The following is a 25,894-nucleotide window of genomic DNA, read 5'->3' as shown; positions in this document are numbered from 1 at the left end:
AGCCCGGTCGGCGCTTTGCGATTGTTGGTCTAGCGGCGCGCCGTCACCAAACGAGCTTCATGAATCCTGACATCGGATTCACCTCGGCGTAGACACGATGCTTCGAAGTCCGGCCAGACCTGGCCTACGCAATTCCTGGCCACCGGATGGCTCGCCAGCCGGTCCGCCTTCGCCAAAGCAACGGTCTCGCGCGCTTTTACTTGCGGAGCAAAACCGGGCAACACCATTACGGACACTCCGAGGAGCGCGAACATCGCGAACGCGATAAGAGATTTCATCATTTGGGGCTGCTTTGGCTGTTGACCGCCCCACTTCATTGGGGACGCTGTTACAACAACCAAAATGAAATATAGTTCATTTTATACAACTTATATTTGAGGCGTGATTTGAAGGCGGACGCCGCCCTTAGCCCGGATCATCACTCGACGTGAAGAGGCCGCCGACCAGGTTGGCTTGCCACTACCTCGGTGTTTTGGAGCCAGGCAGGCTTATCCAGTCATGAATGTGCGAGGCCGTTTCGCTCAATCGCGCCGCTTTGAGCAGCGCTTCTCGCTGAACACCGGGCGGGGCAATCTCTGCGCGACGGCGAGCCTCGGCCGCCAATTGGGCAAGGCGATTGCTCAGCGGGATATTTCTTTTGGTGGTGTCTTGCACGGGACGCTCCGCATTGGGCGGGAGCGCAAAGACTCTCTCAGTCACCGATGGATGCCGTGACGGGCCGGTGATGGCTCACCATGCGCCTGTTGACGGCCAATAGATACACTATTCGGAAGAGCAGTTTCGGCGCCGAAATCGAAAGAGGGCGCCAAAGCACCAAAGCCTGACCGGTGCCACTATTCCTCCGGCTCCGTGGTGAACAGCAGCGGATAGCCCTTGGTGCGGCCGGCATCCGTTGCGCGGGTAGCCTTGGTCTCGGCGACGTCCTTGGTGAACACCGCGACCACGCAGGCGCCGAGCTTGTGGGCGGTGATCATCACCTTGTAGGCCTGATCCTCGGTCATCCGGAACTCGGCCTTGAGGATCATCGTGACGAATTCGCGGGGCGTGAAGTCGTCGTTGATCAGGATGACCTTATGCAGCTTCGGCCGCTCGACCTTGGTCTTCGTCCTGGTTTTCGGTTTGGCAACGGTATCGTTCATTCCGCCTCCCGGATATGGCGGGCTCCGGTTCCTGCCGGCGCGCTCAGCGCGCGGCCTTTGCACCATATTGCAAGACCTGCACCTTCTCCAAGGTGATCAGGCCGCTCGACATCATGCCATCCAGGATGGGCAGGAATGCATTGATGTTGTCCTCGCTGTCGACGATCTCGATCAGCAGCGGCAGGTCTTCCGAGAGCCGCAGAATCTTCGAAGTGTGCAGCCGGCTCGACTTGCCGAAGCCCATGGGGCCGCGTAGCACGGCGGCGCCGGCCAGATGCCGCTCGCGCGCCGTCATCACGATCGCTTCATAGAGCGGCTTGCCGTGGAAATGGTCGTTCTCGCCAATGAAGATCCGGAGCGAAACTGCCTGGTTGGGGATTTGCATGGTCACCTCCTCGTCAATCGGTTGGTGCCGCTGGCTATCATATGGCCTGCCCATACCGACACCAGCCAGCAAATGACGGATGCCGCGATATAGGCGAGCGCCGTATATTTCATGCCGCCGTGGAACAGGCGGAAGGTCTCCAGGCTGAAGGTCGAAAACGTCGTGTAGCCGCCGCAGAACCCGGTCATGACGAACTGCCGGTGCTCGGGCCGCGCCAGCAGGCGGCCGTCGGGCCCGGTCAGCGTCGCGTAGAAGCCGATGATCAGTGAGCCCGTGGCGTTGATGAACAGCGTCGCGACGGGGAAGCCGGAGCCGGTGCCGAGCGCAAGCCCGACCAGATAGCGCGTCAGCCCGCCGACCATGCTGCCGGCAGCAACCCAGGCATAGAGCGTCGCGGTGCGCCAGCGATCGGCAGAGGAGGGGGACTTCATCTGCCTAGCCTCCCAGAGCGTCCGCGAGGAGGAAGCCGCAACTGACGGCGGTGAGGCAGGGCACGACCGAGACCGCGACATTCCCCAGCGCGTGCATCGGCTCGCCGTTGCGCGCCAGCGTCAGCGTTTGCAGACTGAACGAGGACACCGTGGTGTAGCAGCCAAGAAAGCCGGTGACCGCGAACAGCCATGGATCGGGCGCGGCGAAGAGCGAGCCGGGATGGGTCGCCAATGCGCCAAAAATGCCGATCAGAAAGGCGCCGGTGACGTTGATGGTCACGGTGCCCCACGGAAACGTCTCGCCCAGCCGCCGGGCGATCGCGCCGGAGATGAAATAGCGCGCGCAGCCGCCGAGCACGCTGCCGATCATGATCGCTAGCACTCCGCTCAGCACGGCGAACAGCCCCCCGTCATCGTTTCTCCTCCGTTGCCAGCCCGTTGCCGACGGCAAATAGTCCCATGAGCGCGACCAGCGCGAAGCCGAGCCCCGCCAGGAAGGTGCCGGCCGGACCATAGGCATCCCACAAGGCGCCGGCGATCACGCTTGCGGCCAGCAAGGCAAGGCCGGTGAACAGGTTGAAATAGCCGAACGCAGTGCCGCGCAGACTCGGTGGCGCTGCGTCGGCGACGAGGGCCGAGAGCAGGCCTTGCGTCAATCCCATATGCAGCCCCCACAGCACGACACCCAGGGCGAGGCCCCCAAGGCTTGGCAGCAGCGCGAGCGCGAGATCGGCGCCGGCGAGGAAGACGAGGCCGAGCGCGAGCAGGCCGGTGCGGTTGATCCGGTCCGAGAGCACGCCGGCCGGATAGGCCGACAACGCATAGGCGATGTTCATCAGCACCAGCACCGCCGGCACCCACATCGCATTGAGCCCGATGTTCTGTGCGCGCAGGATCAGGAAAGCTTCGCTGAAACGCGCCAGCGTGAACACGACGCCAACCGCGACCACGCGCCAGTATACGGATCCGAGCTGGCGCATCGCGGCGGTGTTCAGCGGATTCCTTGACGGCTCCCGGCCTGGATCCGGCTCCGGCTCGCTCACCGCGAACGCGATCAGTCCGAACGACAGGAAGCCCGGCAGCACGGCCACCCAGAACACCACCGTAAAATTGTCCGCCGTCCACCACATCAGACCGATCGCCATGAGCGGCCCGACGAACGCACCGATGGTGTCGAGCGACTGACGCAGGCCGAAGCTCGCGCCGCGCAGGCCGATGGGGGCGATATCGGCGATCAGCGCATCGCGCGGTGCGCCGCGAATGCCCTTGCCGACGCGGTCGATGAAGCGCGCGGCGACCAGCCATCCGACGCTGGGGGCAAGCGGGAACAGCGGTTTTGTCAGTGCGGCGAGCCCGTAGCCAAGCGCAGCGAGCAATTTGCGCCGGCCGAGCCAGTCGGACAGCGCGCCGGAGAAGATCTTCGTGATCGAGGCTGTCGCCTCGGCGATGCCCTCGATGAAGCCCACGGTGAGCGTGGAGGCGCCGAGCACGGTGACGAGATAGACCGGCAGCAGTGCGTGGATCATCTCGGAAGAGACGTCCATCAGCATCGAGACGAAACCGAGCACCCAGATCCCCTTGGGCAGCCCTGCACGTGCAGCATTCGGTGTTGTCGTCGTCACGTCCAGGACTTCTCCTCGGCCTCTGCTTGACCTCTGCTTGACCTCTCCTTGGCCTTCGCATCCAGACAACAAAAAACCCGCCAGCGGCGGGTGTGTCCATGCTCCCGCCGAAGGCAGAGGCCTAGAAATTGCCCCTCCTCAAGCAGGAGTCATCAGCCCACTACGGTCACGGGCGGTTGTCGGGGGACTCCATCCCCATCTGTATCGCCAGCCTAGCATGGAAATCGCGCCGGACAAGTAGGCGAGGGTGCTCTGTCCAGTGGTCCGTCATTCCGGGAGCGGCGCGAACGGGGCAATATGGCGGCAGCTTTGCGTAATGCTTCATAATTCCCGAGCCGCAAATGCTAACTCGCAAATCCCTAACTGGAATGTGAAGCGCAAGCGATCTTCGGACTTTGCGGCAAGGCGATTGCATGTCACCATCGCGTCATACGACGGGAGGCTGCGATGCGCTTGCTGTTCTCGATCGGGGCTGTGCTGATGACCGGCATGTTTGCCGGAGGGGACGTCGCGGGCATCGCGGCACCAGGACCCAAGTTTGAGTCGCCTAAAATTCAGCCGCAGCGGCAAGCAGCCGACAGGGACGCCCAGACGGTCGATGTCGAGCTGATCCTCGCCGTCGACGTCTCCTACTCCATGGACATGGACGAGCTCGCGGTCCAGCGCGAAGGCTATGCGCAGGCGATCCAGTCGAAGGAATTCCTGCAGGCGCTGAAGTTGGGCCCGAACGGCCGGATCGCGGTGACCTATTTCGAGTGGGCCGCCTCGACCGACCAGAAGATCATCATCCCCTGGCGGCTGGTCGATGGACCGGAGACCGCCGATGCCGTCGCCGCCGAAATCTTGAAGACGCCGATCCGGCGCGCCTCGCGCACCTCGATCTCCGGCGCGATCACTTTCGCGATGCCGCTGTTCGACGAGGATCCCTATCGGGGCTTGCGCCGCGTGATCGACATTTCCGGCGACGGTCCCAACAACAATGGCACGCCGGTCACGATTGCGCGCGACGCAGCGATCGAGAAGGGCATCGTCATCAACGGTCTGCCGATCATGGTCAAGGAGCCGTCCTATTCGACCATGGATATCGACAATCTCGACTTCTACTATGAGGATTGCGTCATTGGCGGCCCCGGTTCCTTCGTCATCACGATCAAGGACCGCGACAAGTTCAAGGAAGCCATCCGCACCAAGCTCCTGATGGAGGTTGCGGGCCGTATGCCGGAACGCCCGGTGATGCGCGTTGCGGAGAAGGACAAGGAGCCGCGTGTGAACTGCATGATTGGCGAGAAGATCTGGTCGGACCGCTGGGGTCGCTGAGCGCAGCCTACCGGACGAGACCTTTTGCCCTATTTGCCTGCGATGGAATTTTAACCATGCGTTAACTGTTGCGTGGCCCTAATCGGCTGCTTCCAATTGTTTCCGGATACTGTTCTGACGTTCCTGTCGGGGCGCGAACCAAGCGGGCCTGTCAGACAAATCCGCCGAGCAATCCAATGGCCATCGTCACGTCGAGCACCAGCCAGATTTCTCCCGCTCTCGAGCGGGTGTATCACCAGAGCTCTCTGCTCGGCGAGTGGAAAGGCAATTGGGCCGGCAACAACCAGCCCGTCAGCTTCAAGGTCGTGAACATCCGCGGTGCCCGGGCGCAGGTCGAGTACACCCATAACGGACGCACGGAGCGCGGTTTTGGCGAGGTCGCCGGTTCGCTTCTCACCTTCGGCACGGTCACGGTCGGCACCAAGGACGGCAAGAGTCTGGTGCTGTTGTCATCTGCAGGCGCGGGCAAGCAGACCGCGACTCTCGAGAAGCAGGCGCCGCCGGCCTCCGACAGCCGCCTGATGGGAAGCTGGGGCGGCTATTCCAGTGACAATGGCAAGAGCGCGAGCTTCAGGGTGCTCGCTGTCAACGGCAACGAAGCGCAGGTCAGCGTCACCACCGATGGCGTCACCCGTCAGGGCACCGGCACCGTCTACAAGAACGTCATCATGTTCGGGCAGGCGCAGATTGCGACCGACGACGGGCAGAATGGCAAGATCATCTACCAGGTCCGCAACAAGTCGTTCGTGGTGCCCGTGACGAAATATCCGCCGTCGGATACATCGTCCGCGGTGGACAGGACGGCGTAGCCGATCACGGCTGCTGCTCGCTGGACCGCGTCAGCGCCTTCAATTGCCGGTCGATCTGACGCAAGACGTCGCAGGCGGGCGCCAAAGCGCCATTGCCGATCATTTGCGGCGGCCAGCTTTCGTTGCGGCGCGAGCGAGGCAAGGATGTCGGCGCCAGGCGTGGCTGCAGCATCGGTATGGCCTATGCCGTAGCCACGCGCCGCAATGGGGAAGATCAGATCCGCGCCTCCAGAATCAGATTGAAGGGCGTTTCAGCGGCGCGACGGAAGCGCGTCAGTCCGCCCTCTCGCGCGACCTTGCGCAGCCTTGCCTCGCCCGCTTGCGCGCCCAGTGCGAGGCCCACCTCCTGGTCGAGCGAGGCCGGCGTGCAGATCATGGTCGACGCCGCATAATAGACCCGCCCGACCGGGTTGAGATTGTCCTCGAGGCGGTCGCCTGCGAACGGCTCAACCAGCATGCAGGTGCCGTCCTTTGCCATGGTCTCGCGCACGTGGTCGATGGCGCCGACGGGATCGCCCATGTCATGCAGGCAATCGAAGAAGCAGACGAGATCATAGCCCTCGGCCGGATAGGTCTTGGCGGAATGAACAGCGAAGCTGACCCGGTCGCCCAATCTGGCTTCGGTGGCCGCCTTTCGCGCGGCCTCGATCGAACCCTCGTGATAGTCGAAGCCGTAGAAGCGGGAGTTCGGGAAGGCTTCCGCCATCAGCCGTGTCGAGACGCCGTGCCCGCAGCCGACATCGGCGACCTTGGCGCCGCGCTTCAGCTTGTCCACGACGCCGTCGAGCGCGGGCAACCATTCCTGCACCAGATGATGCATGTACCCGGTCCGGAAGAAGCGGGCGGTGCCGCAGAACAGGCATTCGCTGCGCCGGTTCCAGCCGACGCCCTTGCCGGATTTGAATGCGTCCGAGACCTTCGGCTCGTCGAGAAACGCCGAGGCAATGACATTGCCGAACGCGCCGAGGAACACCGGACTGTCCTCATCGGCAAGCGCCATCGCCTGCTCCGGCAGCATCGAGAATTTTGCCGAAGCGGAATCGTATTCGATGTAGCCGGACGCCGCCTGGCTCGCGAGCCATTCGCGGACGTAGCGCTCCGCCGTCCCGGTGGCGCTTGCGAGCTCGGACGAGTTCATCGGTCCCTTGGCGGCAAGGGTACGGTAGAGACCGAGCTTGTCCCCGAGCAGGACCAGCGACGCATTCATCGCCGCCCCGAATTCGGTGACCATCTTGCCCATAAAGGCATTCAACCTGTCGGAATTGACCTCCATGACAGCCTCCGTGCTGACGCGCCCCCTTAGGTGGGTCAATCCGGCATGCGGGAAGTTCAATTGGCAGGAAAACGTGATCCCGGAACTCAAGGGAAGACTGGTGTCGCTATGCTGGCATTCATGATGTCTGGTGGGTATAATTCGCAAGCTTTTCGACGGTATTTGGATGTCCAGGCTTACACGCTCTTGCGGTCTCGCGGTTTTTCTTGCCCTGCTCTGCCTCGGCGAAGCGCCGGCTCATGCGCAAGGTGCACCGCTGCAATATTGGATCCCCGGCGGACCTTTCGGCTTCGGCGGCGTTGCCGGCCAGAGCGCCGACAGCTACGGCAATTTCCCGAGCTTCAATGGCGGCGACGCGAGCGGCCGCAGCAATCTTGCGAACGGCTTCTTTGTCGGCAGCCAGCATGGCAACCTCAATTGGAGCGGCCTCAGCCCGGCCGGACTGAGCGGCAATTTCAGCGCGCTCTCCTACGACAGCACGCAGTTCGGTTACAACACCAAGACCGCGGGTGGCATGCCCGTCACGTTCTTTGCCGGTTTCGACACACTGAAATACGGCGGCGGCATTGGCAGCTCGCTTGCGCCGCTCACCTCCAGCGCCTCGCCCGGCTATGGCGCATTCGCGGGTGTCGAGTTCAAGCCGACCTCCAACCTCAGCCTGTCGTTCGGCGCCGGCTTCACCCAGCAGCAATCCGGGCGCATGGACAGCGACATCAACTCGTCGATGCTGCCCGGCGAGTCGCCGGCCCTGGGCGGCCTTCGACGCTAGACTGGATCATCCGCGCATCACCTGCTCCGGGCTGCGCCTCAGCGATTTCGGCAAATCCGGCCCCTCTCCGAAACGGATCACAATGTCAGGACGCCGCTCGCCGAGTCCGAGTGAGGCTGCGAATTGCGACCTCAGTCTCGGCACCTCGACCGGCTGGTTGACGAAGGAATATTTCAGCCCCAGTGCGGTCGCCTGCAAACCGAACCGCTGGCAAGCGCGTCCGACCGCGATCCACTGCGATATGTCGCTCCGGTCGGCGGCAAGCACGAGGACCCCAGCGGAGCTGTCGAGTTCGTCACGGTACTTTCTGTTCTCGCCCTGCTCGGTGAAGACGAGCTTCAGCAGCGGCCGCGCGACCCATGCCGGCAGTGACGGGCTGCCTGACGCGCGCGAGAATAGTCCGTCCATGGACGCGACCGCATCCGCCTCGTTGAAGCGCATCCAGCTCACGAGTTCGCTCATGAAAGCCTTGTCGCGCATTTGCGCGGAATTGCCTTCGAGCACATAGTCGGTGACTTTGGCGATGGCAGCGCGTTCGGTCAGCAGGATTGCCGACACGTTCGGCTCGCGACAGGCGTCCTCGAGCTGGCGCAACATCTCGGGTGCGACCGGCCTACCGTCGAATGCGGCACGGGTGCATTGCCTGACTGGAATTGCGGCGGCCAGCGCCGATGCGGCAGGCGGAGCTTGGTCGAGTGCGATCACAATCCGGTCGCCGTCGGCCGTCTGGTTTGCGCGCCAGCCCAGCGTTGCCGCCGCAAGCGCGAGATTTTCGGCGGCGCAGCCGAGGCTGACAAAGAGGTGGTGATCGTCCGGGTCGACCGCGGGACAGCGGCGTGCGACGTCGGGCCTGATCACGATTTCATTGTCATGGGCAGAAAAAATCCAGGGCTGCGTGTTGTGGCTGTTGGCCGCGAGTGTCGCAAAACGCACGAGCTCGCGATCTCTCGGGGTCGATCGCAGCGGGGCCCGAGCCGCGTGTACCGCGTCCTCATAGCTCCTGGTCGAGGCCTCCGCGGGACTGGCCGTGAGCGCCGCCGCGGAAATGCCGAACGTGTTGGTCATGAATCGTCGTCGGTCGATCGCCATCATCCGCTCCGCGGCCATTCCCGCGCGAGCTAAGCGCAACGGCAGAGCCGGTCGGTTGACCGGCATCAAAGGGGAGGACGCGGTTATCTCACAAAACGCGCCACCAGCTCGACGTGTGGCGTATGCCGGAACTGATCAACCGGCACCACGGCATCCATCTTGTAGCCGCCATCGATCAATAGCCGCGCGTCGCGGGCAAATGTTGCGACGTTGCAGGAGACCGCGACCACCACAGGCACCTTGCTCGCGGCGAGCTTCAAGGCCTGCGCCTGCGCGCCCTGGCGCGGCGGGTCGAACACGACGGCTTCGAAATCGCGCAGCTCCGGCGCCACCAGGGGACGGCGGAACAGATCGCGCGGCTCGGCCTTGATCGGCTTGAGCCCCGGCGTGCGTGCGGCCTTTTCGAGCGCTGCAATGGCGCCGGCGTCGTTGTCATGGGCGGTGACGCGGGCCTTCTCGGCCAGCCGCAACGCAAACGGCCCGACACCGCAGAAGAGGTCGAGAACGTTCTTCGCCTTGCCGACGCGCTCCGCGACGAGCGACGCAAGCGTCTCTTCGCCCGCGACGGTTGCCTGCAGGAACGAGCCCGGCGGCAGCGTCACTTCAGCACGGCCCATCTGCACGGTCGGAGGCAGTCGTTGCAGCACCAGTTCGCCGTGCCGTGTCAGCCGCGCCAGGCGGTGCTGCTCGGCGACGCGCGACAGCGCCGTCACGAGCGGCGTTGGCAGCGGGCCGGAGCCGCGCACGTCGACGTCGAGACCGTTGGCGGTCGCGGTGACCTGGATGTCCAGCGGTTTCGTGACCGGCATTTTGGACGTCAGCAGCTCGGCGAGCGCCCAACCGGCATCGAGTGCACCCTCGAGCCCGGGATCGAGGATCGGGCAGCGATCGATCGGGATGACGTCGTGCGAGCTGGCAGCCGAGAAGCCGACCTTGAGGATGTCATGCGTGCCGAACCGGCCGTGCAGCGTGATGCGCCTGCGCCCCGCACCGTGGGCGTCGACCAGCGATGCCACTTCGCAGTCGATGCCGGCCTGGGCCAGGGTCTCGACCACGATGCCGCGCTTCCAGGCATGGTACGGTTCAGTCGCCCAGTGCTGGATCGCGCAGCCGCCACAGACGCCGAAATGCGGACAGAACGGTGTGACGCGCTCGGGGCTGGCGACATCCACTGCCAGCAGCTTGCGGCGGTCGGGATGGTTGCCGACGACATGATCGACTTCGACGGTCTCGCCGCCGAGCGTGTAGGGCACATAGACGGCATCGCCAGCGTCGAGCGAGACGCCATCGCCGCGATGGCCGACGTGATCGATCGTCAGGCGCTCAACCACGGCGCGCGCCCAGGAAGAATTCGATGTTGCCGTCGCCGCCGGTGATCGCCGACGGAAACACCTCAATATCGGTGCAGCCGAGCGAGGCAGCAAAGGCTGCGATGTCGTCGCAGATCTCGCGGTGCACGGCAGCGTCGCGGACGATGCCCTTCTTGTTGTGCTTCCGGTCCGCCTCGAATTGCGGCTTGATCAGCGCCAGCAGGCTCATCGGCGCGGCCGCCAGCGACAGCGCCACGGGCAGCACCGTCTTGAGCGAGATGAAGCTGACGTCGATCACGACGACATCGGGCCGCGCCGGCAGGCGCCTGCCGTCATAGGCGCGGATGTCGGTCTCTTCCATCGACACGATCTTGGAGTGACCGCGCAGCGAGGGATGCAGCTGGCTGGTGCCGACGTCGACGGCAAAGACGAGGCTCGCGCCGTTCGCCAGCAGCACCTCGGTGAATCCGCCGGTGGAAGCACCGACGTCGAGGCAGATATGGTCCTCGATCTCGATCGGGTAGCGCTCCAGCGCGCCGGCGAGCTTGACGCCGCCGCGGGAGACGTAGGGGTGCGCGGCCTCGGCCTGTATCATGGCGTCCTCGGCGATGGACTCCGACGGCTTTACCACCTGCTTGTCGTCGGCGGTGACGAGCCCGGCCTCGATCGCCGCGCGCGCTCGCGCCCGGCTCTCGAACAGGCCGCGCTCGACCAGCAGAACATCCGCGCGCTTGCGGGCAGGGGACATAATCTCTCCGAAGACGCCTGAGGCGCTTATGTAGCGATCAATCGCGCGGCCGCCATCCGGACGCAAGCCTCGAACGCGGCCAGATCGTGCCAGACGTCGATCGGCATCTGCGCCGGCGTCACCAGCGGGCAACCATGCAGCTCCAGCGCGTGGATCATCATGAGATTGTCGACGAGGCCGAAATCCTCGACCGTCAGCCCCTGCGCATCGACCAGCCGCCCGTCCTCGGGCGTCACGCCCATGAAGCGACTGAGGCGGTCGGCATAGGCGGCGCCGTCATTGGAATAGGCGAGGCAGAACTTGCGGCGGCCGGCCATGTAGCCGAGCTCGTAGACGGTGCCGGGATCGGCGCCGGCGCCGCGGAACGGCGTGAGGTTGGCGATGATCGCATCGGCCGCGTCCATCATCGCCTCGTTGCCGCAAAAGATCTGGCGCGAGGCGTCGGGAGCGGCGAGGTCGATCTCGTTGTCGAGGGGATAGAGCCCGGTGAGGCCGTTCGCGGCACAAATCGCAGCCTTCTGCCGGCCGATCTCGACCGCATCTGGCAGGAACACGTCGGGACCTGCCAGATAGATCTTCATGAGAGCTGCTTCGCAGAAGGTCGAAGCTCGCTCTTAGGCGAGCTTGACCGTCTCGGCCTTGACGTCCTTGCCGAGCGCCTCGAACACCTTGGCGACGATGCCCTTGGCGTCGAGACCGGCACGACCGTACATCGCCGCCGGCGTGTCGTGGTCCTGGAACACGTCGGGCAGTACCATGGTGCGGAACCGCACCAGGCCGCTGTCGAGCGCGCCCTGGTCGGTCAGGTACTGCGCGACATGCGAGCCGAAACCGCCGACCGAGCCTTCCTCGATCGTGATCAGGATCTCGTGGTCGCGCGCGAGCTTGAGCACCAGCTCGGTGTCCAGCGGCTTCATGAAGCGCGCATCCGCGATCGTGGTCGAAAGGCCATGGGCTGCGAGCTCGTCGGCGGCCTTCTCGCATTCGGCGAGGCGCGTGCCGAACGAGAGCAGGGCGATCTTGCTGCCCTGGCGGACGATGCGGCCCTTGCCGATCTCGAGCGGAACGCCGATTTCGGGCATCTCGATGCCGCGGCCTTCGCCGCGCGGATAGCGCAGCGAGCTCGGACGATCGTTGATCGCGACCTGGGTTGCGACCATGTGCACCAGCTCGGCTTCGTCAGCCGCGGCCATGATCACCATGTTCGGCAGACAGCCGAGATAGGCGTTGTCGAACGAGCCCGCATGGGTGGCGCCGTCGGCGCCGACGAGGCCGGCGCGGTCGATGGCGAAGCGCACGGGCAGGCTCTGGATCGCGACGTCATGCACGATCTGGTCGTAGCCGCGCTGCAGGAAGGTCGAGTAGATCGCGCAGAATGGCTTGTAGCCTTCGGTGGCGAGACCGGCGGCGAACGTCACTGCGTGCTGCTCGGCGATGCCGACGTCGAAGGTGCGGTCCGGGAACGCCTTATTGAAGATGTCGACGCCGGTGCCGGACGGCATAGCCGCGGTGATGGCGACGATCTTGTCGTCCTTCTCCGCTTCCTTGACGAGGCTCTGGCCGAACACGTTCTGATAGGCCGGCGCGTTCGGCTTGGACTTGGCCTGGGTGCCGGTCGCGACGTCGAACTTGACCACCGCGTGGTACTTGTCGGCGGAAGCTTCCGCCGGGCCGTAGCCCTTGCCCTTCTGCGTCACGACGTGAACCAGGATCGGGCCGGTCTCCATGTCGCGCACGTTCTTCAGCACGGGCAGGAGATGGTCGAGGTTGTGGCCGTCGATCGGGCCGACGTAATAGAAGCCGAGCTCCTCGAACAGCGTGCCGCCGTCCATCATGAAGCCGCGGGAATATTCCTCGACGCGGTTGGCGCGGCTGGCGATGATCTTGGGCAGGCGCTGGTTGATCTGCTTGGCCACATCGCGCAGCGTGCGATAGGTCTTGCCCGAGTAGAGCCGCGACAGATAGGCGCTCATCGCGCCGACCGGCGGCGCGATCGACATGTCGTTGTCGTTGAGGATGACGATCAGGCGCGAGTTCATTGCACCCGCATTGTTCATGGCCTCATAGGCCATGCCCGCCGACATCGCGCCGTCACCGATCACGGCGATAACGTTGTTCTTGCCGCCGGCGAGGTCGCGCGCGACCGCCATGCCGAGGCCCGCGGAGATCGAGGTCGAGGAATGCGCGGCGCCGAACGGATCGTAATCGCTCTCGCTGCGCTTGGTGAAGCCGGACAGGCCGCCGCCGGTGCGCAGCGTGCGGATGCGATCGCGCCGGCCGGTAAGGATCTTGTGCGGATAGGCCTGGTGGCCGACGTCCCAGATCAGCCGGTCGCGCGGGGTGTCGAAGACGTAGTGGATCGCAGTGGTGAGCTCGACCACGCCGAGGCCTGCGCCGAAGTGACCGCCGGTCACCGAGACGGCATCGATGGTCTCCTGACGCAGCTCGTCGGCGACCTGGCGAACCTGCTCGATCTTGAGCTTGCGCAGGTCGTCCGGCGTCCGGATGGTGTCGAGAAGCGGCGTATTACTATATGCGTTCACGGCGATTTCCAATTTGTCAGCGCCGGAAGATCGTTCCGGTGCGCGATGGGTTTGCTCAATATCGGCGCAGCGCGAGTCCTTAAACCGTCGGAGCCACCTGCATGGGGCAAAGCCCCGTCTTCAAGCTTAGGTGAGCTTAAGTGCTCTCCGGTTCAGTCTCTGTGATCCCTGTCACTTAGATCGGCTTCGTCCATCCCAGCCAATTCATCAGCAGTTTGAAGCGCTTGTCGTCGGTAATCAGTGCCCACGCAAGGCTTACAAAAAGCCACACTCCGCGCAGCTTTACACCAAAGCTTGGGCCAAAGCCAACCCGCTCGGCCGATTACGGGCATGCACCTGCAACCCCCGGGCCAGAGTGGTTAATTCTGGCGCCAGCCGAAGGGTTCCAAGCCCGCTTGGCTCCTCGGCAGGTTTTGGCGGGTGGAAAGCTCTTTTACACGGGTTTCACAAGGGCCGAGGGGTCCCCGTGAGGGAGTTCCGTGATCTCTAGAGCGCCGGTTCCCCTGGACCCAAAGCAGCAGCAACTGCCCCGACGGCGGCATGCGATCATGAAAAATTGCGGGTGGCCGATGCGTAAGAAGGGCGCCTTTGGAGGCCGCCCTTACTGGACGTCGAGCGGCGCGGTGCCCGTGGCCTGGCCGCTGGCATCGGTGGTGATCTTGTCGACGCGCGCCTCGGCCTGGCGCAGCAACTCCTCGCAGCGGCGCTTCAGGGCCTCGCCGCGCTCGTAGATCGTCACGGATTCCTCGAGCGGCACCTTGCCGTCTTCGAGCCGCTTCACGATCGTTTCGAGCTCCTCGATGGCGCGTTCGAAGGTCAGCCTGGAGACGTCGATTTGGGTATTTTCGGCCATATAAGTTTCCGATTGCCCGATTCGCTTCACGTCGGAGAAAGCAAAGTTTTGCGGGCGCAATGTGGCGGGTGCGTCAAGCGCCCATCAGGGCGCCGACATGCGCCGTAACAGATTCTTTCAGTCCTTGCAGGTCGTAGCCGCCTTCGAGCACAGAAACAACGCGCCCCCCGGCGGTCTTGTCGGCGAGGTCCATCAGCTTGCGCGTCACCCAGGCATAATCCTCCGCGCGCAAATTCAGCGACGCCAGCGGATCGCGATAATGCGCGTCGAAGCCGGCAGAGATGACGAGCAGCTCCGGGCTGAATTTTTCGAGCTGCGGCAGGATCAAATTCTCGAACGCGATGCGGAATTCCGGCCCGCCGTCCTCGGAGGCGAGCGGCGCGTTGACGATGGTGTCGTGGTCGCCGCGCTCGCTCTTGGCGCCGGTGCCCGGAAACAGCGGCATCTGGTGCGTGGAGCAGTACATCACGGTCGGGTCCGACCAGAAGATGTCCTGCGTGCCGTTACCGTGATGCACGTCGAAATCGACGATGGCGGCGCGCGTGATGCCGTATTTGCGCTGCGCGTGACGCGCGGCGATTGCGGCGTTGTCGAAGAAGCAAAAGCCCATCGGCTTGCCGATCTCGGCATGGTGGCCGGGCGGGCGCACCGCGACGAAGGCGTTGCGATGCTCGCCCGCCATCACCGCTTCGGTCGCCGCGACCGCGCCGCCGACGCCGCGCATCACCGCTTCCCACGTGCCCGGCGACATCGAGGTGTCGCCATCGATATAGACCAGTCCGCTGGTCGGCGCGATGTGGCGCAGCTCCGTGACGTAGTGCTCGTTGTGGCAGAGCGTGACGAGGTCGAGATCGCCCTCCGGCGCCTGGTCGCGCACCAGGAACTGGAAGCGCTCATGCGAGAGCGCCTCCTCCACCGCGCGCAGGCGGTCCGGCCTTTCAGGGTGTCCCGGCGGCGTGACGTGGTCGAGGCAGGCCTTGTGGGAGAGGAGAAGCGTACTCATCAGTCGGCCTCATGGGATGCGGGCTCTCGACGTCGCTTGGCGCATCCGGCGCCAAAACGCAAATGCAAAACCCAATCTATGCGTTCCCCCGGGAATGGCAAAGGGTGCTCCCGGACCGGTCCGTTTGATCCGGATCAATTCACACGCAGGATGCGGCTCAGCGGCAGAGGCCCGACCGGTCCGTGCGCCCTGAAGAACGCGAACAGCGCGTCAGCGTCGTAGCCGCCATATTGCAGCCCCGTGCCCTGTTTGACGACCGTAAAGCCGTCGCCACCGACTGCGAGGTAATCGTTGAGGGTGACGCGGTAGCCGCTTCCGGCTTCGATCGTTCTGCCGTTCAGCGTCATCTTCTCGTTGATCACGCGCTCGCCGAATGGCTTCGCCGCATCCCAGGCGTAACTGAACCCGTTCGAGACCTGGAGAATCCGCGGCCGCTTCGGATCGAGCCATTGCTGCTCCAGCATGTCCTTGAGCTGGCTGCCCGTGAGCGTCATGGTGACAAGCCGGTTGCGGAACGGCTGGCTGGCGAAAACGTCGCCGAAGGTGATCGCGCCGTTCTCCTTCGGAATGATGTCGGTGCGGATGCCGCCGGGATTGGTGAACGCGATGACGGCCCCGCCGTCCTTGGCGTCCCTGGTCGCGGCGAGCTGCGCGTCCGCGATGACGTCGCCGAGCGCGCTTTCGCCGGCGTCGTTCGGCACGCGTGACAGCGTCTGCGTCACCGATCCAGCCGGGCGATTGGCGATCGGCGCCGAAAGCTTGTCGTAGGCATCGATCAGTGCGGTCTGCTCGGGATCCTTTGGCAGTGACGCATTGGCGACGAGGACGTTCTCGGCCCTGGCGCTGACGACGTCGCGCGTTACAGGATCGAGCTTGAGGTCGATCGCAGTGACCAGGGTCCCGTATTTGTCGCCGCTGGTGACGAGCCGCCCGTCGACCTGGCAAACATAAGCACGATGCGTGTGGCCGCTGACGACGACGTCGACGGCGCGATCGAATTTTTTCACGATGTCGACGATCGGCCCCGTAATGGCAGGGCATTCGTTGTAGTCGCCGGCCGGCTCGCCGCCCTGGTGGATCAGCACCACGATCGCCTCGACCCCGCGCGCCTTCAGTTGCGGCACCAGCGCGTTCACCGTCTCGGCTTCGTCGCGGAATTCGAGGCCGGTGATGCCCGCGGGCGAGACGATGCCCGCGGTCTCCTTCAAGGTCAGCCCGATGAAGGCGATGGGGATGCCCTCGAATTCCCTGATCTCGTAAGGCGGCAGCACGCTCCTGCCGGTCGCGGTCTCGATGGTGGACGCCGCGAGATAATGGAATTTGGCGCCCGTAAAGGGATGCGGTGCCTGACAGCCGTCGACGGGATGACAACCCCCGTTCTGCATCCGCAACAGCTCGGTCTTGCCCTCGTCGAATTCGTGATTGCCGACCGAGGTGATCGCGAGCCCCATCATCGAGAGCGATTCGATCGAAGGCTCGTCGTGGAACATCGCCGACAGGAACGGGCTCGCGCCGATCAGGTCGCCGGCGGCGACGAAGATCGTGTTCTTGTGGCCCTCACGCAGCTGCTTCACCAGCGTCGCCATGTATTCGGCACCGCCGGCAGCCACCATCACCTTCCTGGACTTGTCCTCGGGATCGCTGATCCGGATGCCGCCCGGCGGCGGGCGAAGATTGCCGTGGAAATCGTTGATCGCGAGGATGCGCAGTTCGACGGGGGCAGCGGTTTGGGCGGACGCGGGCAGGGCGGCGAGCGCGAGCGAGAAGACGGTCAGGCGGAGAACATGTCGCATGGAACCAGACTAGTCGTTCCGCACGAAGATTTCACGAAAGTTCTCGCCGTCGCTCAGGGGCGCCGGATGGTACCTACTTTTTCTTCTTCCTGTTCGCGAACGCGTTGAACGCGGCGGTGGCTTCTTCCGACTTCAGCCGCTCGCCGAACAAATGGGCCTCCTGGTCGATGCGGCGGGTAAGCTCTTCGGATGCGACGCGCAGCAATTTGCGCGAGGTCGCCACCGCTTCGGCGGGGAGCCGGCAGATATCGCGCGCCACCTTGCGCGCCTCGACCTCGGTATGACCCGGCGAGACCACGGTGTTGACGAAGCCGGCGGCATGCGCTTCCGCGGCCGTAAAAGTCCGTCCCATCACCAGCATCGCGAAGGCGCGCTGGTAACCCATCGTGTTCGGCATCAAGAGGCTGGACGCGCCGACCGGCACGAGCCCGAGATGGATGTAGGGTGCGGAGAAGGTTGCCGCGTTCGAGGCCAGCACATAGTCGCAATGGAACAGCATCACGGTGCCCATGCCGATCGACGCGCCATCCACGGCCGCGATCACCGGCTTGGCGTTGAGGGCGAGCGAATAGAGAAACTTGGCGCCGTCGGACAGCGTCTCGGGGCGCGACGTGTCGGCGTGCATGAAATCGTCGATGTCGTCGCCGGCGGTGAACACGCCGGAGCCCCCGGTGATGATCATGCAGCGGATCTCGGGATTGTTCTGCGCAGTGTCGATCGCGCGGCTCATCTCCCGATACATGTCCTGCGTGATCGCGTTCTTCTTGCTCGGGCGGCGCAGGGTGATCACGCGTGTTCCGCGCTCTTCGGTGACGATGATGTTGCCATTCGACATGAGAGGCCCCTGCGGTCGCCGCGATACTGACATTGGCTAGACTCGCCGAAACGTCAGCCTACATCATCTTGCAGGCGTGCCAATGCGCTGGCTCGACCTTTTGGGGCCCGAATTCACGTGAGACGGGCGCATCAGCCCGCTGCTGTGTTGCGCGTCGCAATAATTAGCTACCCCTTTTCGATTGAAAAACCCCTGGTTGTGGTGCACGATCGGCTCGCGCCGCTCCATTTGGCCGATTGCTCGATTGATGATTGCCGCCACTTGTGTTGATGAATCCTCGCTGCACTACCGCGGCTGGCGTGTCGTGCTGGCCTGCTTCCTGATGGCCTTCTTCATGTTCGGCTTCGGCCTGTACGGCCAAGGCGTCTATCTCGCCGAGCTCCAGCGCGCGCATGGCTGGCCGGGCACGCTGGTCTCTGCGGCCAGCACCTTCTCCTTTCTCCTGACTGCCGTCCTCGTCATCTTCACCGACGATCTGCTCGCCCGCATCGGGCTGCGGTCGCTGATCCTGTGCGGCCTGTCGGCGCTCGGCGCTTCGACGGTGCTGCTGGCGCTGCTGCAGACGCCCTGGCAGCTCTATCTCGCCTATGCGCTGATGTCGGTCGGCTGGACCGGCATGGGCACGGTGGTGATCGCGACCGTGCTGAACTCCTGGTTCGAACGGCGCCGCGGGCTTGCGCTCAGCCTCGCCTACAACGGCGCGACCTGCGGCGGCATCGTCCTCGTCCCGCTGCTGCTGTCGCTGAGCAGCAGCATCGGCTTCCGTTCAGCGATGCTGGCGGCCACGCTAGCCATGATGGTGCTGGTGTTGCCGGTGGTGGTGATCTTCACTGGCTGGCGGGCCGAAATGCCGTCGCCGTCGGGCGGAGACTTGTCCGCTGGCGGCACCGCCTTGCCTACGGTTCACTCGCGCAGGACGCTGCTCGCCAACGCGGCGTTCTGGACCATGGTGCTGCCGATCGCGATCGCTCTGCTGGCGCAGATGGGATTCATCATTCACCAAGTGACGTTCCTCGAACCGCTGATCGGCCGCGCCAGTGCTGGCCTTGCCGTCACCATCATGGCGGCGATGGCGGTGGTCGGGCGCCTGTCGCTCGGCCTGTTCGTGGACCGGCTCGATCCGCGGCTCGCCTGCGCGGCATCGATGACGAGCCAGGCGGCGGCGCTGTTCGTGCTTTTGCAAAGCACGAACCCGACGGTGCTGCTCGTGTGCTGCGCCGTCTACGGCTTCTCGATTGGCAACATGATTACGTTCCCGCCGCTGATCATCCATCGTGAGATCGGCGCGAGCGCCTTCGCCGCCGCGATGGGACTGGGCACCTCGATCAGCGGCATCGTCAGCGCCTTCGGCCCCGGCATCGTCGGCCTCGTGCGCAGCGTAACCGGCGATTACACGAGCGCGTTTGCGATGTGCGTGGTGCTCGATCTGGTGGCGGCGGGGATTGTGCTGTGGCGGCCGGGGAGACGTACGAAGCTCGCAGCTTCGTAGCCCGGATGGAGCGCAGCGCAATCCGGGATTCGTGCCACGAACGATGACGGCCCCGGATTGCGCTGCGCTCCATCCGGGCCACGCGTCCCGCTTACCCCAACAATACCGCATCCGCCGCGGCGACCGACTCCGCGCTCTCTGTCACGGTGCGCTCGAGCGCGCCGGCCTGCACGGCGATGTTCTCGGCGAAGAAGCGCGCAAGCGAGACGTAGCGCGCGGCGTCCGTGATGCCATCGGATTTCGCGGCGAGCGCTTCGGATGCAAGCATGCAGCCGCCGAGCGTGGCGCCGAACTGTTGCAGATACGGCGTCGCGCCGGCCAGCGCCTCGTTCGGCGCAGACGCAACCCGCTCCAGCAGCCATTTGCTGGTGCGCGTCAGCGCCTCCAGCGCCTCGCGCAATTTCACGCCCGTGGTGCCGAAGGCGGGATCGTTGGAGGCTTCGACCTGCTTCACGATTGCCGAGAGTTCCTCGAGCAGCGCCCACACCGATGCGCCGCCATTGGCCGCGAGTTTTCGCGTGACGAGGTCGATGGCCTGGATGCCGTTGGTGCCTTCGTAGATCGCGGTGATGCGGGCATCGCGATAGTGCTGCGCCGCGCCGGTCTCCTCGATGAAGCCCATGCCGCCATGCACCTGCACGCCGAGATAGGCGACCTCGTTGCCGATGTCGGTCGAATAGCCCTTGGCCATCGGCGTCAGCAGCGCCGCGCGCGCGGCAGCGTCGGCGCGGACCTTCGGGTCACTGGCGCGTGTCGAGACGTCGATGGCCACCGCGGTCGCATAGCAGATGGTGCGCGCCGCTGCGGTCTGCGCCCGCATCCGCATCAGCATGCGCTTGACGTCGGGATGCACGAAGATCGGATCGGAGCCGTCACCCTTGTTGCCGAGGGCGCGGCCCTGCTTGCGCTCTTGTGCGTACGACAATGCCTGCTGATAGGCGCGATCGGCTACACCGACGCCTTCGAGGCCGACGCCGAGGCGGGCCTGGTTCATCATCGTGAACATGCAGCGCATGCCCTGGTTCTCTTCGCCGACGAGGAAGCCGATCGCGCCGCCATGATCGCCCATGGTCATGGTGCAGGTGGGGGAGGCATGCATGCCGAGCTTGTGCTCGACGCCGGAGGCAAAGATGTCGTTGCGCGCGCCGAGCGAGCCGTCTTCGTTGACCATGAATTTGGGAACGAGAAACAGCGATACCCCCTTGGTCCCGGCGGGCGCGTCCGGCAGGCGTGCCAGCACGAAATGCACGATGTTGTCGGTCATGTCGTGCTCGCCATAGGTGATGAAGATCTTCGTCCCCTTGATGCGATAGGTGCCGTCGGCCTGCTTCTCGGCGCGGGTGCGCAGCGCGCCGACATCGGAGCCGGCCTGCGGCTCGGTCAGCTGCATCGTGCCGGTCCATTCACCGGAGACGAGCTTCTCGAGATAGATTTTCTTCAGCTCGTCGCTGCCATGCGCGTCCAGCGCCTCCATCGCCGACGCCGTCAGCAGCGGGCAGAGGCCGAAGGCGACGTTGGCGGCGCTCCAGATCTCGGTGCAGGCCGCGTTGATCGCGAGCGGCAGGCCCTGGCCGCCAAAATCCTCGGGGCCGGAGACCGCGTTCCAGCCGCCCTCAGTCCAGCGCTTGTAGGCGTCCGGCCAGCCCGGCGCCGTCGTGACCTTGCCGTCGCTGAGCTTGATGCCGTGCTCGTCCCCGACCTTGTTGAGCGGCGCCAGCACGTCGGTTGCGAACTTGCCGGCTTCTTCCAGCACGGCGCTCACGATATCGCCGTCGAAATCGCCGTAATGGCCGGCCTCCATGGCAGCCTTCAGGCCGGCGCCGTGGTTGAGCGACAGCAGCATGTCAGAGATCGGCGCGCGGTAGGTCATGGCTCACTCCCGGGGAGACAGTTCTTGCCGCCGTATTCCCATGAAACGGCAGCGGTCTCAACTGTCAGGAGGGGTGGCGGAGCGCCCGTTGGGAACGGGGTGGCGTAGCGCTCATATAAGGCATGGCGCGGCGCCACCGGCGCCTGTGGTAATTTGCCCCTCCGGGCGGTTGAAATGCCGCGCCTCTCCCTATAGACCGGCACCACTCGAGGGAATCCGCGGACGCTCCTGGCGCCGCCGGTCCCGAGGGCCTGATGGGGCGTAGCCAAGTGGTAAGGCAGCGGATTTTGATTCCGCCATTCGGAGGTTCGATCCCTCCCGCCCCAGCCAGCGGCTCCGCTTCCCCTGAAATTGCTGACGAAACCGGCCTGGCTGGGGCGCTGCTGCACAGCGCTGCGACACATCACTGCTGCACAGGGTGTCGCTCGCAATGGCTTTCCACATCTTTCGCCGCCAAGCCGTCTACTATTGGCGGCGCCGTACCCCTCGGGCGCTTGCCATTCGCTATGGCCGCCCGCATGTTTCTATGAGCCTTCGGACGATGAGCCGCGCTGTCGCCCGTCGCCTGGCCAACCAGCTCAACCTGACCTTGGACGATGTTGCGATGCTCGCCGACGGCCCCGACCCGCATCTGACGAGGTCTCAAATTGAGACAATGCTCCATGCCGTCGTCGACGGGCATCTGGCCAAGCTCGACCGTGTCGCCTTCGCGGCCAAGAGCTCGCCCGGGTTTGATCTCGGGCAGGCGAAAGCCGACGACTGGAGGGCCTATTGGGCCTACGCGCTGTTGGACGCCCAGGGCGTCAATGCCGTGGTGCGCGAGGAAGATCGCGGGCGCATGACCGCCGACGGGCTCTCCGAAGCCGACATCGAGGCCGTCCAGGACCACCTGGCCATGCTTCGCGTCAACGACCTTGTCCCCACGAAGCACTACATCCTGCGGGGCATGATCGAGGGCGTCGCCGCCACGCCGACCGCCATGAATCTCGCTGTGGCCCAGGGGACCTATCTTCGGGGGATGAAGTTGGCGCTGGCCCAGTCCGACCGGCGCTACGGTGGTGTGAGGATCGAGGATGACGGACTGGTGGATCGCATGATGCTCGCAAAGAGCGATCCACCGAAGCCGCCTCCGTCTATGGTGAATCGTCCGGTGGATCGTCCCACCGATCCACCGGAGGTCGATGCTCCGACCATCCCGCGGTTCATTCCCATGGCCGACTTCGCGCAATTGGCGGATCGCGTCGCCCAGCAGAATCGCGCGGACGAACACTGGGACGACAAGACGCAACGGCAGGCCAAGAGCATCGCAAACCTGTTCGTCAAGTTCATGGTTCAGGATCAGCGCATTCTCGATCTCAGCCTGCTGCGCCAGGAACACGTCGGCAAGTTCGTCGATTTCCTCCGCTTCGACATCTACAAGCACTACGGCAAATCGGCGCGTGACGAGCAACTGACGATCGAGCAGCTTCGCGAGAAGGGGCGATCCGTCGTGCAGGTCAAGCGCGGGATCAGTGGCGGTACTATCAATCGCCATGCGACCTTCCTTGGCCAGATCTTCGAACACGCCACGGCGCGCGGCGTGAAGAGTCTGGAAGCGATCGATCTGACCAAGCTGCGCGCAAAGAGCCGCAGCAAGAACAAGCGCGCCCGCGACGAGAGGCGCAAGCTGCCCATCGACAGCGCGAAAGCGATGTTCCGGACGCCGCCGTTCATCAACTGCGCCGGCTGGGACGATCTCGGGAAGTGGGGCGAGCAGGGGGCGGCCCAGATCTTCCACTGTGCCCTCTATTTCGTCCCGATCCTCATCTACTATACGGGCGCGAGGCGCGAGGAGCTTTGCGGTGCGATGGCGGACGATATCATCTTCGATCGCGAAGGCTGCAGGCCGTACATCCACATTGCGGCTAATGAGCAGCGGCGTATCAAGAACGCTCAGTCGAAACGCAATATTCCGATCCATCCGGAACTGATCCGATTGGGCTTCCTCGACTACGTCGGGGAAATCAAGACGCTCGGATATAAGCTGCTCTTCCCCGATCTGTACTCTCCCAGCAGCCGCTCGCCGCTGGGCAACCGCTTCTACAAGTTGTTCAAGCCGATCCTTACGGCGGCCAAAATCACCGAAGAGGGGCTGGGCGCGCATGCCGTGCGCCATCTCTTCGGCGCGCAACTGAAGAAGAAGCTGCTGACGAAAGAGGACCGCGCGGATCTCCTCGGCCACGGCGGCGACGGCGAAACCAGCGAGCGCTACTGCGAGCCCCATGAACTCGACACCTTGTTCGAGTTCATCATGAAGCTCAACGTGATCACCGACCATCTCGAGCCGCATGCCACGAATCTCGTTCCCTGGGTCCAAAACAGGGAAGTGGCGCCGTTTTCACAGCCATCGCGTGCAAAACAGTTGGAGTAACCAGCCGATGGTTAGACCACTGGAATCATAATCCTGGGGTCGGGGGTTCGAGTCCCTCTCCCGCTACCAATTCCAGCGTAACCCTTTGATTTTCCAGACTCGGCCGACCGATGTTTCGACACGAGGGATATCTCATTGATACATCCTCAACGGTCGCGGATCAATTCTCGTCGTGAACGATCAACATCGGCGCGGAGAGCCGACGTGCGGACTGCGATTTGCGAAAGTGTGGCAGGTTAACGGGGGTTCGAATCCCACTCTCTCCGCCATACAGAGCGAAAAGTCGTTATTGATCAGTACGCAATTCGCTTCGCTGTTTAGTGGCCCATATTCCGGCCCATACGTCTGATTGCATCAGAAACGAGAAGATTTAGATTCAGCACTGAACAAGGAGCAATCGCTCAAACAACAGGTGTGTCTCCAATCCCCCACCCCGGGATCTAATCCGCCCCTGGGCACCATCGCTCTTCTAAGAGCCTGATATCCAAAGCAATTCAGCAAACTCAACGGCTTACCCGCTCCTCAGTGGTACAGAAGGGTGGTACAATGCCGTTAGCCATGTCGCGTCCTTGGAAGCATCCGAAACAGGAATCTACCAACTCCAGAAAGCAGTCCCGGACGATCTGCGCAAGCTCGTGGGCAAGCGCGAGACCCGCAACGCGCCACGATAATTCTCTGATTCGCTCTCGACTTAAGTGGACAATGGATGGCTCTGTCATAGCCATCGTGAAGGTTGCAAAATATAAGCTGAGAGCAACCGCGTTGCAGCCTTCAAGCAGGCAGGCGGCACTGGGGGACCAATAGAATATGGCTCAAAGCCGAATCAAAGAGAACAGCAAGAAGAACACCGCGCGCTTGATAATCGCACCATGGAGCGAAACGTCAGAGGTAAACTTATTCGCTACACGACGTGCTTGGTAAGGGGTAAAGAATTTCAGCTCAAACCTGAAGAGCGCACCCGGCAGCTTTGGCTCGCGCGGCTGATCAACACGCTAGGCTACGAGCCGTCTCGCATTGCAGTAGAGTATCCGAAAGGGCCGTCATAAGCCCACACCATGGCTCGCTTCGCTGCTGGGGCGAAAGCCGCCAAAGTTGGTCGCGGTGGCCTTGGCAAACAAGTTTGCCCGCATAGCTTGGCGCTTGATGATATCGGGTGGCGTGTACAAGCAGCCGGTGGCCGCCATGCCGACTTGATCTGAAATCGGCCCGCGAGCGAGGTTGCTCGGCGGATTGCCCACGAACTTGCAGGACGCAGTAGATGGAAGGACCGATCGGTCGATACGCGCGAGCTTCCGAAGATTACACTGGCACTAAGAGTGTCGCCCATGTGCTTGGAGCGTGCGTAACGAACACCATCTCGGCCAGCGGGCTTTGTCCGCGCAAACAGGCCGGACATCTGATAGCAAGCGATCTGGCCAAAAGTCTGCTACAATCCTGACAAGTGGGGGGCCGTCCACATCTGCAATCTGTATTCGATCACAACCAACCAGGCCGCCATCAGCGCGCTGTTCCGAGTCGTCAACCGCTACGTCGGCAACCTCGCGCCGATGCCCGGCGTCTTCCCCGACTACAAGGCCCCGATCATCCGGAATGGCGTCGAGGGGCGCGAACTCGCCACGGCACGCTGGGGCATGCCCTCGTCGTCGAAAGCTTTGATGGATGCGACGAAGAAGCGGGCGGAGAAGCTGCAAGCTAAGGGCAAGACAGTCGACTTCAAGGAATTGCTCCGGATGGAGCCGGATTCTGGAACCACCAACATCCGAAACCTGAAGAGCAAACACTGGACCCGCTGGCTCGGCGTCGAGAATCGCTGCGTGGTGCCGTTCAACAGCTTCTCCGAATTCAACAAGGCCGAAGGCGGCGACATCTGGTTTGCGCTCGACGAGTCCCGCCCACTCCTGTGCTTCGCCGGCATCTGGACCAACTGGACATCGGTCCGGAAGGTGAGGGAGGGCGAGACCACCAACGACCTTTACGCGTTCCTCACGACCGAGCCGAACGCCGAGGTCGGCGCCATCCATCCGAAGGCGATGCCGGTGATCCTGACGACACCTGATGAGGTCGAAACTTGGATGACGGCGCCCGCCGAGGAAGCCCTGAAGCTGCAGCGGCCTCTTCCGGACGGGACGCTCCGGATCGTCGCTCGCGGCGTGAAGGAAGACGCGGCGCCGATGGACGGCTCTGGTCACCCGTAGCCTGTCGAGGC

Annotated in this window: 25 protein-coding genes, 1 tRNA gene, 1 pseudogene and 1 riboswitch; of the genes and pseudogenes, 8 read left to right on the top strand and 19 right to left on the bottom strand. The window is 63.9% G+C overall.

Annotation, left to right across the window (positions count from 1 at the left end; translation table 11 throughout):
• Positions 1-29: 29 nt before the first annotated feature.
• The 7 genes from ABIC03_RS08270 to ABIC03_RS08240 form a co-directional block, all read right to left on the bottom strand.
• Positions 30-281 carry a hypothetical protein gene (locus ABIC03_RS08270; protein WP_354057024.1) on the bottom strand — a complete coding sequence of 84 codons (252 nt, stop codon included), beginning with the start codon at positions 279-281 and terminating at the stop codon, positions 30-32.
• Positions 282-459: 178 nt separating this feature from the next.
• Positions 460-654, bottom strand: coding sequence for a hypothetical protein (locus ABIC03_RS08265; RefSeq protein WP_275171760.1), 195 nt, complete (start codon positions 652-654; stop codon positions 460-462).
• A 179-nt stretch (positions 655-833) separates the two neighbouring features.
• On the bottom strand, positions 834-1,139 hold the full coding sequence (clpS, locus tag ABIC03_RS08260) for an ATP-dependent Clp protease adapter ClpS (protein WP_007594672.1): 306 nt from the start codon (positions 1,137-1,139) through the stop codon (positions 834-836).
• 43 nt (positions 1,140-1,182) lie between these two features.
• Positions 1,183-1,524, bottom strand: a complete 342-nt coding sequence (locus tag ABIC03_RS08255) for a DUF190 domain-containing protein (protein ID WP_354057021.1) — start codon at positions 1,522-1,524, stop codon at positions 1,183-1,185.
• A gap of 2 nt (positions 1,525-1,526) precedes the next feature.
• On the bottom strand, positions 1,527-1,955 hold the full coding sequence (gene crcB / locus ABIC03_RS08250; protein WP_354057019.1) for a fluoride efflux transporter CrcB: 429 nt from the start codon (positions 1,953-1,955) through the stop codon (positions 1,527-1,529).
• A gap of 4 nt (positions 1,956-1,959) precedes the next feature.
• Entirely contained in the window at positions 1,960-2,358 is a 399-nt protein-coding gene (gene crcB, locus ABIC03_RS08245) for a fluoride efflux transporter CrcB (RefSeq protein WP_354057554.1), read from the bottom strand.
• A gap of 7 nt (positions 2,359-2,365) precedes the next feature.
• Positions 2,366-3,577 carry an MFS transporter gene (locus ABIC03_RS08240; protein ID WP_354057017.1) on the bottom strand — a complete coding sequence of 404 codons (1,212 nt, stop codon included), beginning with the start codon at positions 3,575-3,577 and terminating at the stop codon, positions 2,366-2,368.
• Positions 3,578-3,713: 136 nt separating this feature from the next.
• Positions 3,714-3,783, bottom strand: a riboswitch (Fluoride riboswitch).
• A gap of 241 nt (positions 3,784-4,024) precedes the next feature.
• On the opposite strand from ABIC03_RS08240, the gene ABIC03_RS08235 reads away from it, so the two are divergent.
• Both ABIC03_RS08235 and ABIC03_RS08230 read left to right on the top strand, forming a co-directional pair.
• The gene (locus tag ABIC03_RS08235; RefSeq protein ID WP_275171765.1) at positions 4,025-4,894 is read left to right on the top strand and encodes a DUF1194 domain-containing protein; all 870 of its coding nucleotides are present in this window, start codon (positions 4,025-4,027) and stop codon (positions 4,892-4,894) included.
• Between the two features lie 176 nt (positions 4,895-5,070).
• Positions 5,071-5,703 (top strand): hypothetical protein, encoded by a 633-nt coding sequence (locus tag ABIC03_RS08230; RefSeq protein WP_275171766.1) that lies wholly within the window; start codon positions 5,071-5,073, stop codon positions 5,701-5,703.
• Positions 5,704-5,707: 4 nt separating this feature from the next.
• On the opposite strand, the gene ABIC03_RS08225 is transcribed toward ABIC03_RS08230, so the two are convergent.
• Entirely contained in the window at positions 5,708-5,875 is a 168-nt protein-coding gene (locus tag ABIC03_RS08225) for a hypothetical protein (protein ID WP_275171767.1), read from the bottom strand.
• Between the two features lie 42 nt (positions 5,876-5,917).
• On the bottom strand, positions 5,918-6,976 hold the full coding sequence (locus ABIC03_RS08220) for a class I SAM-dependent methyltransferase (RefSeq protein WP_275171768.1): 1,059 nt from the start codon (positions 6,974-6,976) through the stop codon (positions 5,918-5,920).
• Between the two features lie 166 nt (positions 6,977-7,142).
• Here ABIC03_RS08220 and ABIC03_RS08215 point away from each other — a divergent pair, with 166 nt between their 5' ends.
• Positions 7,143-7,745: a hypothetical protein gene (locus ABIC03_RS08215; protein WP_354057014.1), complete on the top strand. Its 603-nt coding sequence runs from the start codon at positions 7,143-7,145 to the stop codon at positions 7,743-7,745.
• Between the two features lie 6 nt (positions 7,746-7,751).
• Here the strand turns inward: ABIC03_RS08215 and ABIC03_RS08210 are convergent, their stop codons facing one another.
• The 9 genes from ABIC03_RS08210 to ABIC03_RS08170 all read right to left on the bottom strand — a co-directional run bounded on the left by ABIC03_RS08210 (position 7,752) and on the right by ABIC03_RS08170 (position 17,919).
• Positions 7,752-8,810: an Acg family FMN-binding oxidoreductase gene (locus ABIC03_RS08210; protein WP_354057012.1), complete on the bottom strand. Its 1,059-nt coding sequence runs from the start codon at positions 8,808-8,810 to the stop codon at positions 7,752-7,754.
• Between the two features lie 107 nt (positions 8,811-8,917).
• Positions 8,918-10,165 (bottom strand): class I SAM-dependent RNA methyltransferase, encoded by a 1,248-nt coding sequence (locus ABIC03_RS08205; protein WP_354057010.1) that lies wholly within the window; start codon positions 10,163-10,165, stop codon positions 8,918-8,920.
• Positions 10,158-10,892 carry a TlyA family RNA methyltransferase gene (locus ABIC03_RS08200; RefSeq protein WP_354057008.1) on the bottom strand — a complete coding sequence of 245 codons (735 nt, stop codon included), beginning with the start codon at positions 10,890-10,892 and terminating at the stop codon, positions 10,158-10,160. Before ABIC03_RS08200 ends, ABIC03_RS08205 begins: the two co-directional genes overlap by 8 nt.
• 26 nt (positions 10,893-10,918) lie before the next feature.
• A complete protein-coding gene (locus ABIC03_RS08195) occupies positions 10,919-11,473 on the bottom strand; it encodes a nucleoside 2-deoxyribosyltransferase (RefSeq protein WP_354057006.1) in 555 nt (184 codons plus the stop codon).
• A 33-nt stretch (positions 11,474-11,506) separates the two neighbouring features.
• On the bottom strand, positions 11,507-13,435 hold the full coding sequence (gene dxs, locus ABIC03_RS08190) for a 1-deoxy-D-xylulose-5-phosphate synthase (RefSeq protein ID WP_354057004.1): 1,929 nt from the start codon (positions 13,433-13,435) through the stop codon (positions 11,507-11,509).
• Positions 13,436-14,036: 601 nt separating this feature from the next.
• The gene (locus ABIC03_RS08185) at positions 14,037-14,288 is read right to left on the bottom strand and encodes an exodeoxyribonuclease VII small subunit (RefSeq protein ID WP_027516568.1); all 252 of its coding nucleotides are present in this window, start codon (positions 14,286-14,288) and stop codon (positions 14,037-14,039) included.
• 73 nt (positions 14,289-14,361) lie between these two features.
• Positions 14,362-15,291, bottom strand: coding sequence for a histone deacetylase family protein (locus ABIC03_RS08180; RefSeq protein ID WP_275171775.1), 930 nt, complete (start codon positions 15,289-15,291; stop codon positions 14,362-14,364).
• A 134-nt stretch (positions 15,292-15,425) separates the two neighbouring features.
• On the bottom strand, positions 15,426-17,084 hold the full coding sequence (locus tag ABIC03_RS08175; RefSeq protein WP_354057001.1) for a bifunctional metallophosphatase/5'-nucleotidase: 1,659 nt from the start codon (positions 17,082-17,084) through the stop codon (positions 15,426-15,428).
• Between the two features lie 73 nt (positions 17,085-17,157).
• Entirely contained in the window at positions 17,158-17,919 is a 762-nt protein-coding gene (locus ABIC03_RS08170; protein WP_354056999.1) for an enoyl-CoA hydratase-related protein, read from the bottom strand.
• Between the two features lie 247 nt (positions 17,920-18,166).
• On the opposite strand from ABIC03_RS08170, the gene ABIC03_RS08165 reads away from it, so the two are divergent.
• Complete coding sequence (locus tag ABIC03_RS08165; RefSeq protein WP_354056997.1) at positions 18,167-19,408, top strand: MFS transporter; 1,242 nt, start codon at positions 18,167-18,169, stop codon at positions 19,406-19,408.
• A gap of 91 nt (positions 19,409-19,499) precedes the next feature.
• Here the strand turns inward: ABIC03_RS08165 and ABIC03_RS08160 are convergent, their stop codons facing one another.
• On the bottom strand, positions 19,500-21,278 hold the full coding sequence (locus tag ABIC03_RS08160; RefSeq protein WP_354056995.1) for an acyl-CoA dehydrogenase family protein: 1,779 nt from the start codon (positions 21,276-21,278) through the stop codon (positions 19,500-19,502).
• Between the two features lie 255 nt (positions 21,279-21,533).
• Between ABIC03_RS08160 and ABIC03_RS08155 the strand changes: the two genes are divergently transcribed.
• The 4 genes and pseudogenes from ABIC03_RS08155 to ABIC03_RS08140 all read left to right on the top strand — a co-directional run bounded on the left by ABIC03_RS08155 (position 21,534) and on the right by ABIC03_RS08140 (position 25,883).
• A tRNA-Gln gene (locus ABIC03_RS08155) sits at positions 21,534-21,608 on the top strand.
• 100 nt (positions 21,609-21,708) lie between these two features.
• A complete protein-coding gene (locus ABIC03_RS08150) occupies positions 21,709-23,688 on the top strand; it encodes a DUF6538 domain-containing protein (RefSeq protein ID WP_354056993.1) in 1,980 nt (659 codons plus the stop codon).
• A gap of 1,026 nt (positions 23,689-24,714) precedes the next feature.
• Positions 24,715-24,882, top strand: a pseudogene (locus ABIC03_RS08145) (IS110 family transposase); the annotation flags it as partial.
• Positions 24,883-25,145: 263 nt separating this feature from the next.
• Positions 25,146-25,883 carry an SOS response-associated peptidase gene (locus tag ABIC03_RS08140; protein ID WP_354057552.1) on the top strand — a complete coding sequence of 246 codons (738 nt, stop codon included), beginning with the start codon at positions 25,146-25,148 and terminating at the stop codon, positions 25,881-25,883.
• The last annotated feature ends 11 nt before the right edge of the window (positions 25,884-25,894 follow it).

It is taken from the genome of Bradyrhizobium sp. RT6a (genome assembly GCF_040547675.1).
Lineage (GTDB): Bacteria > Pseudomonadota > Alphaproteobacteria > Rhizobiales > Xanthobacteraceae > Bradyrhizobium.
Note: the sequence above shows the minus strand (reverse complement) of the source record. Positions and strands in the feature narration are given on the sequence as shown.

Bases quoted from the DNA above. Each gene is read 5' to 3' on its own strand.
- ABIC03_RS08270 (WP_354057024.1), bottom strand. From the start codon at position 281: ATGATGAAATCTCTTATCGCGTTCGCGATGTTCGCGCTCCTCGGAGTG.
- clpS (WP_007594672.1), bottom strand. From the start codon at position 1,139: ATGAACGATACCGTTGCCAAACCGAAAACCAGGACGAAGACCAAGGTC.
- ABIC03_RS08255 (WP_354057021.1), bottom strand. From the start codon at position 1,524: ATGCAAATCCCCAACCAGGCAGTTTCGCTCCGGATCTTCATTGGCGAG.
- crcB (WP_354057019.1), bottom strand. From the start codon at position 1,955: ATGAAGTCCCCCTCCTCTGCCGATCGCTGGCGCACCGCGACGCTCTAT.
- ABIC03_RS08235 (WP_275171765.1), top strand. From the start codon at position 4,025: ATGCGCTTGCTGTTCTCGATCGGGGCTGTGCTGATGACCGGCATGTTT.
- ABIC03_RS08230 (WP_275171766.1), top strand. From the start codon at position 5,071: ATGGCCATCGTCACGTCGAGCACCAGCCAGATTTCTCCCGCTCTCGAG.
- ABIC03_RS08225 (WP_275171767.1), bottom strand. From the start codon at position 5,875: ATGCTGCAGCCACGCCTGGCGCCGACATCCTTGCCTCGCTCGCGCCGC.
- ABIC03_RS08220 (WP_275171768.1), bottom strand. From the start codon at position 6,976: ATGGAGGTCAATTCCGACAGGTTGAATGCCTTTATGGGCAAGATGGTC.
- ABIC03_RS08215 (WP_354057014.1), top strand. From the start codon at position 7,143: ATGTCCAGGCTTACACGCTCTTGCGGTCTCGCGGTTTTTCTTGCCCTG.
- ABIC03_RS08210 (WP_354057012.1), bottom strand. From the start codon at position 8,810: ATGACCAACACGTTCGGCATTTCCGCGGCGGCGCTCACGGCCAGTCCC.
- ABIC03_RS08200 (WP_354057008.1), bottom strand. From the start codon at position 10,892: ATGTCCCCTGCCCGCAAGCGCGCGGATGTTCTGCTGGTCGAGCGCGGC.
- ABIC03_RS08195 (WP_354057006.1), bottom strand. From the start codon at position 11,473: ATGAAGATCTATCTGGCAGGTCCCGACGTGTTCCTGCCAGATGCGGTC.
- ABIC03_RS08185 (WP_027516568.1), bottom strand. From the start codon at position 14,288: ATGGCCGAAAATACCCAAATCGACGTCTCCAGGCTGACCTTCGAACGC.
- ABIC03_RS08180 (WP_275171775.1), bottom strand. From the start codon at position 15,291: ATGAGTACGCTTCTCCTCTCCCACAAGGCCTGCCTCGACCACGTCACG.
- ABIC03_RS08175 (WP_354057001.1), bottom strand. From the start codon at position 17,084: ATGCGACATGTTCTCCGCCTGACCGTCTTCTCGCTCGCGCTCGCCGCC.
- ABIC03_RS08170 (WP_354056999.1), bottom strand. From the start codon at position 17,919: ATGTCGAATGGCAACATCATCGTCACCGAAGAGCGCGGAACACGCGTG.
- ABIC03_RS08165 (WP_354056997.1), top strand. From the start codon at position 18,167: ATGATTGCCGCCACTTGTGTTGATGAATCCTCGCTGCACTACCGCGGC.
- ABIC03_RS08160 (WP_354056995.1), bottom strand. From the start codon at position 21,278: ATGACCTACCGCGCGCCGATCTCTGACATGCTGCTGTCGCTCAACCAC.
- ABIC03_RS08150 (WP_354056993.1), top strand. From the start codon at position 21,709: ATGGCTTTCCACATCTTTCGCCGCCAAGCCGTCTACTATTGGCGGCGC.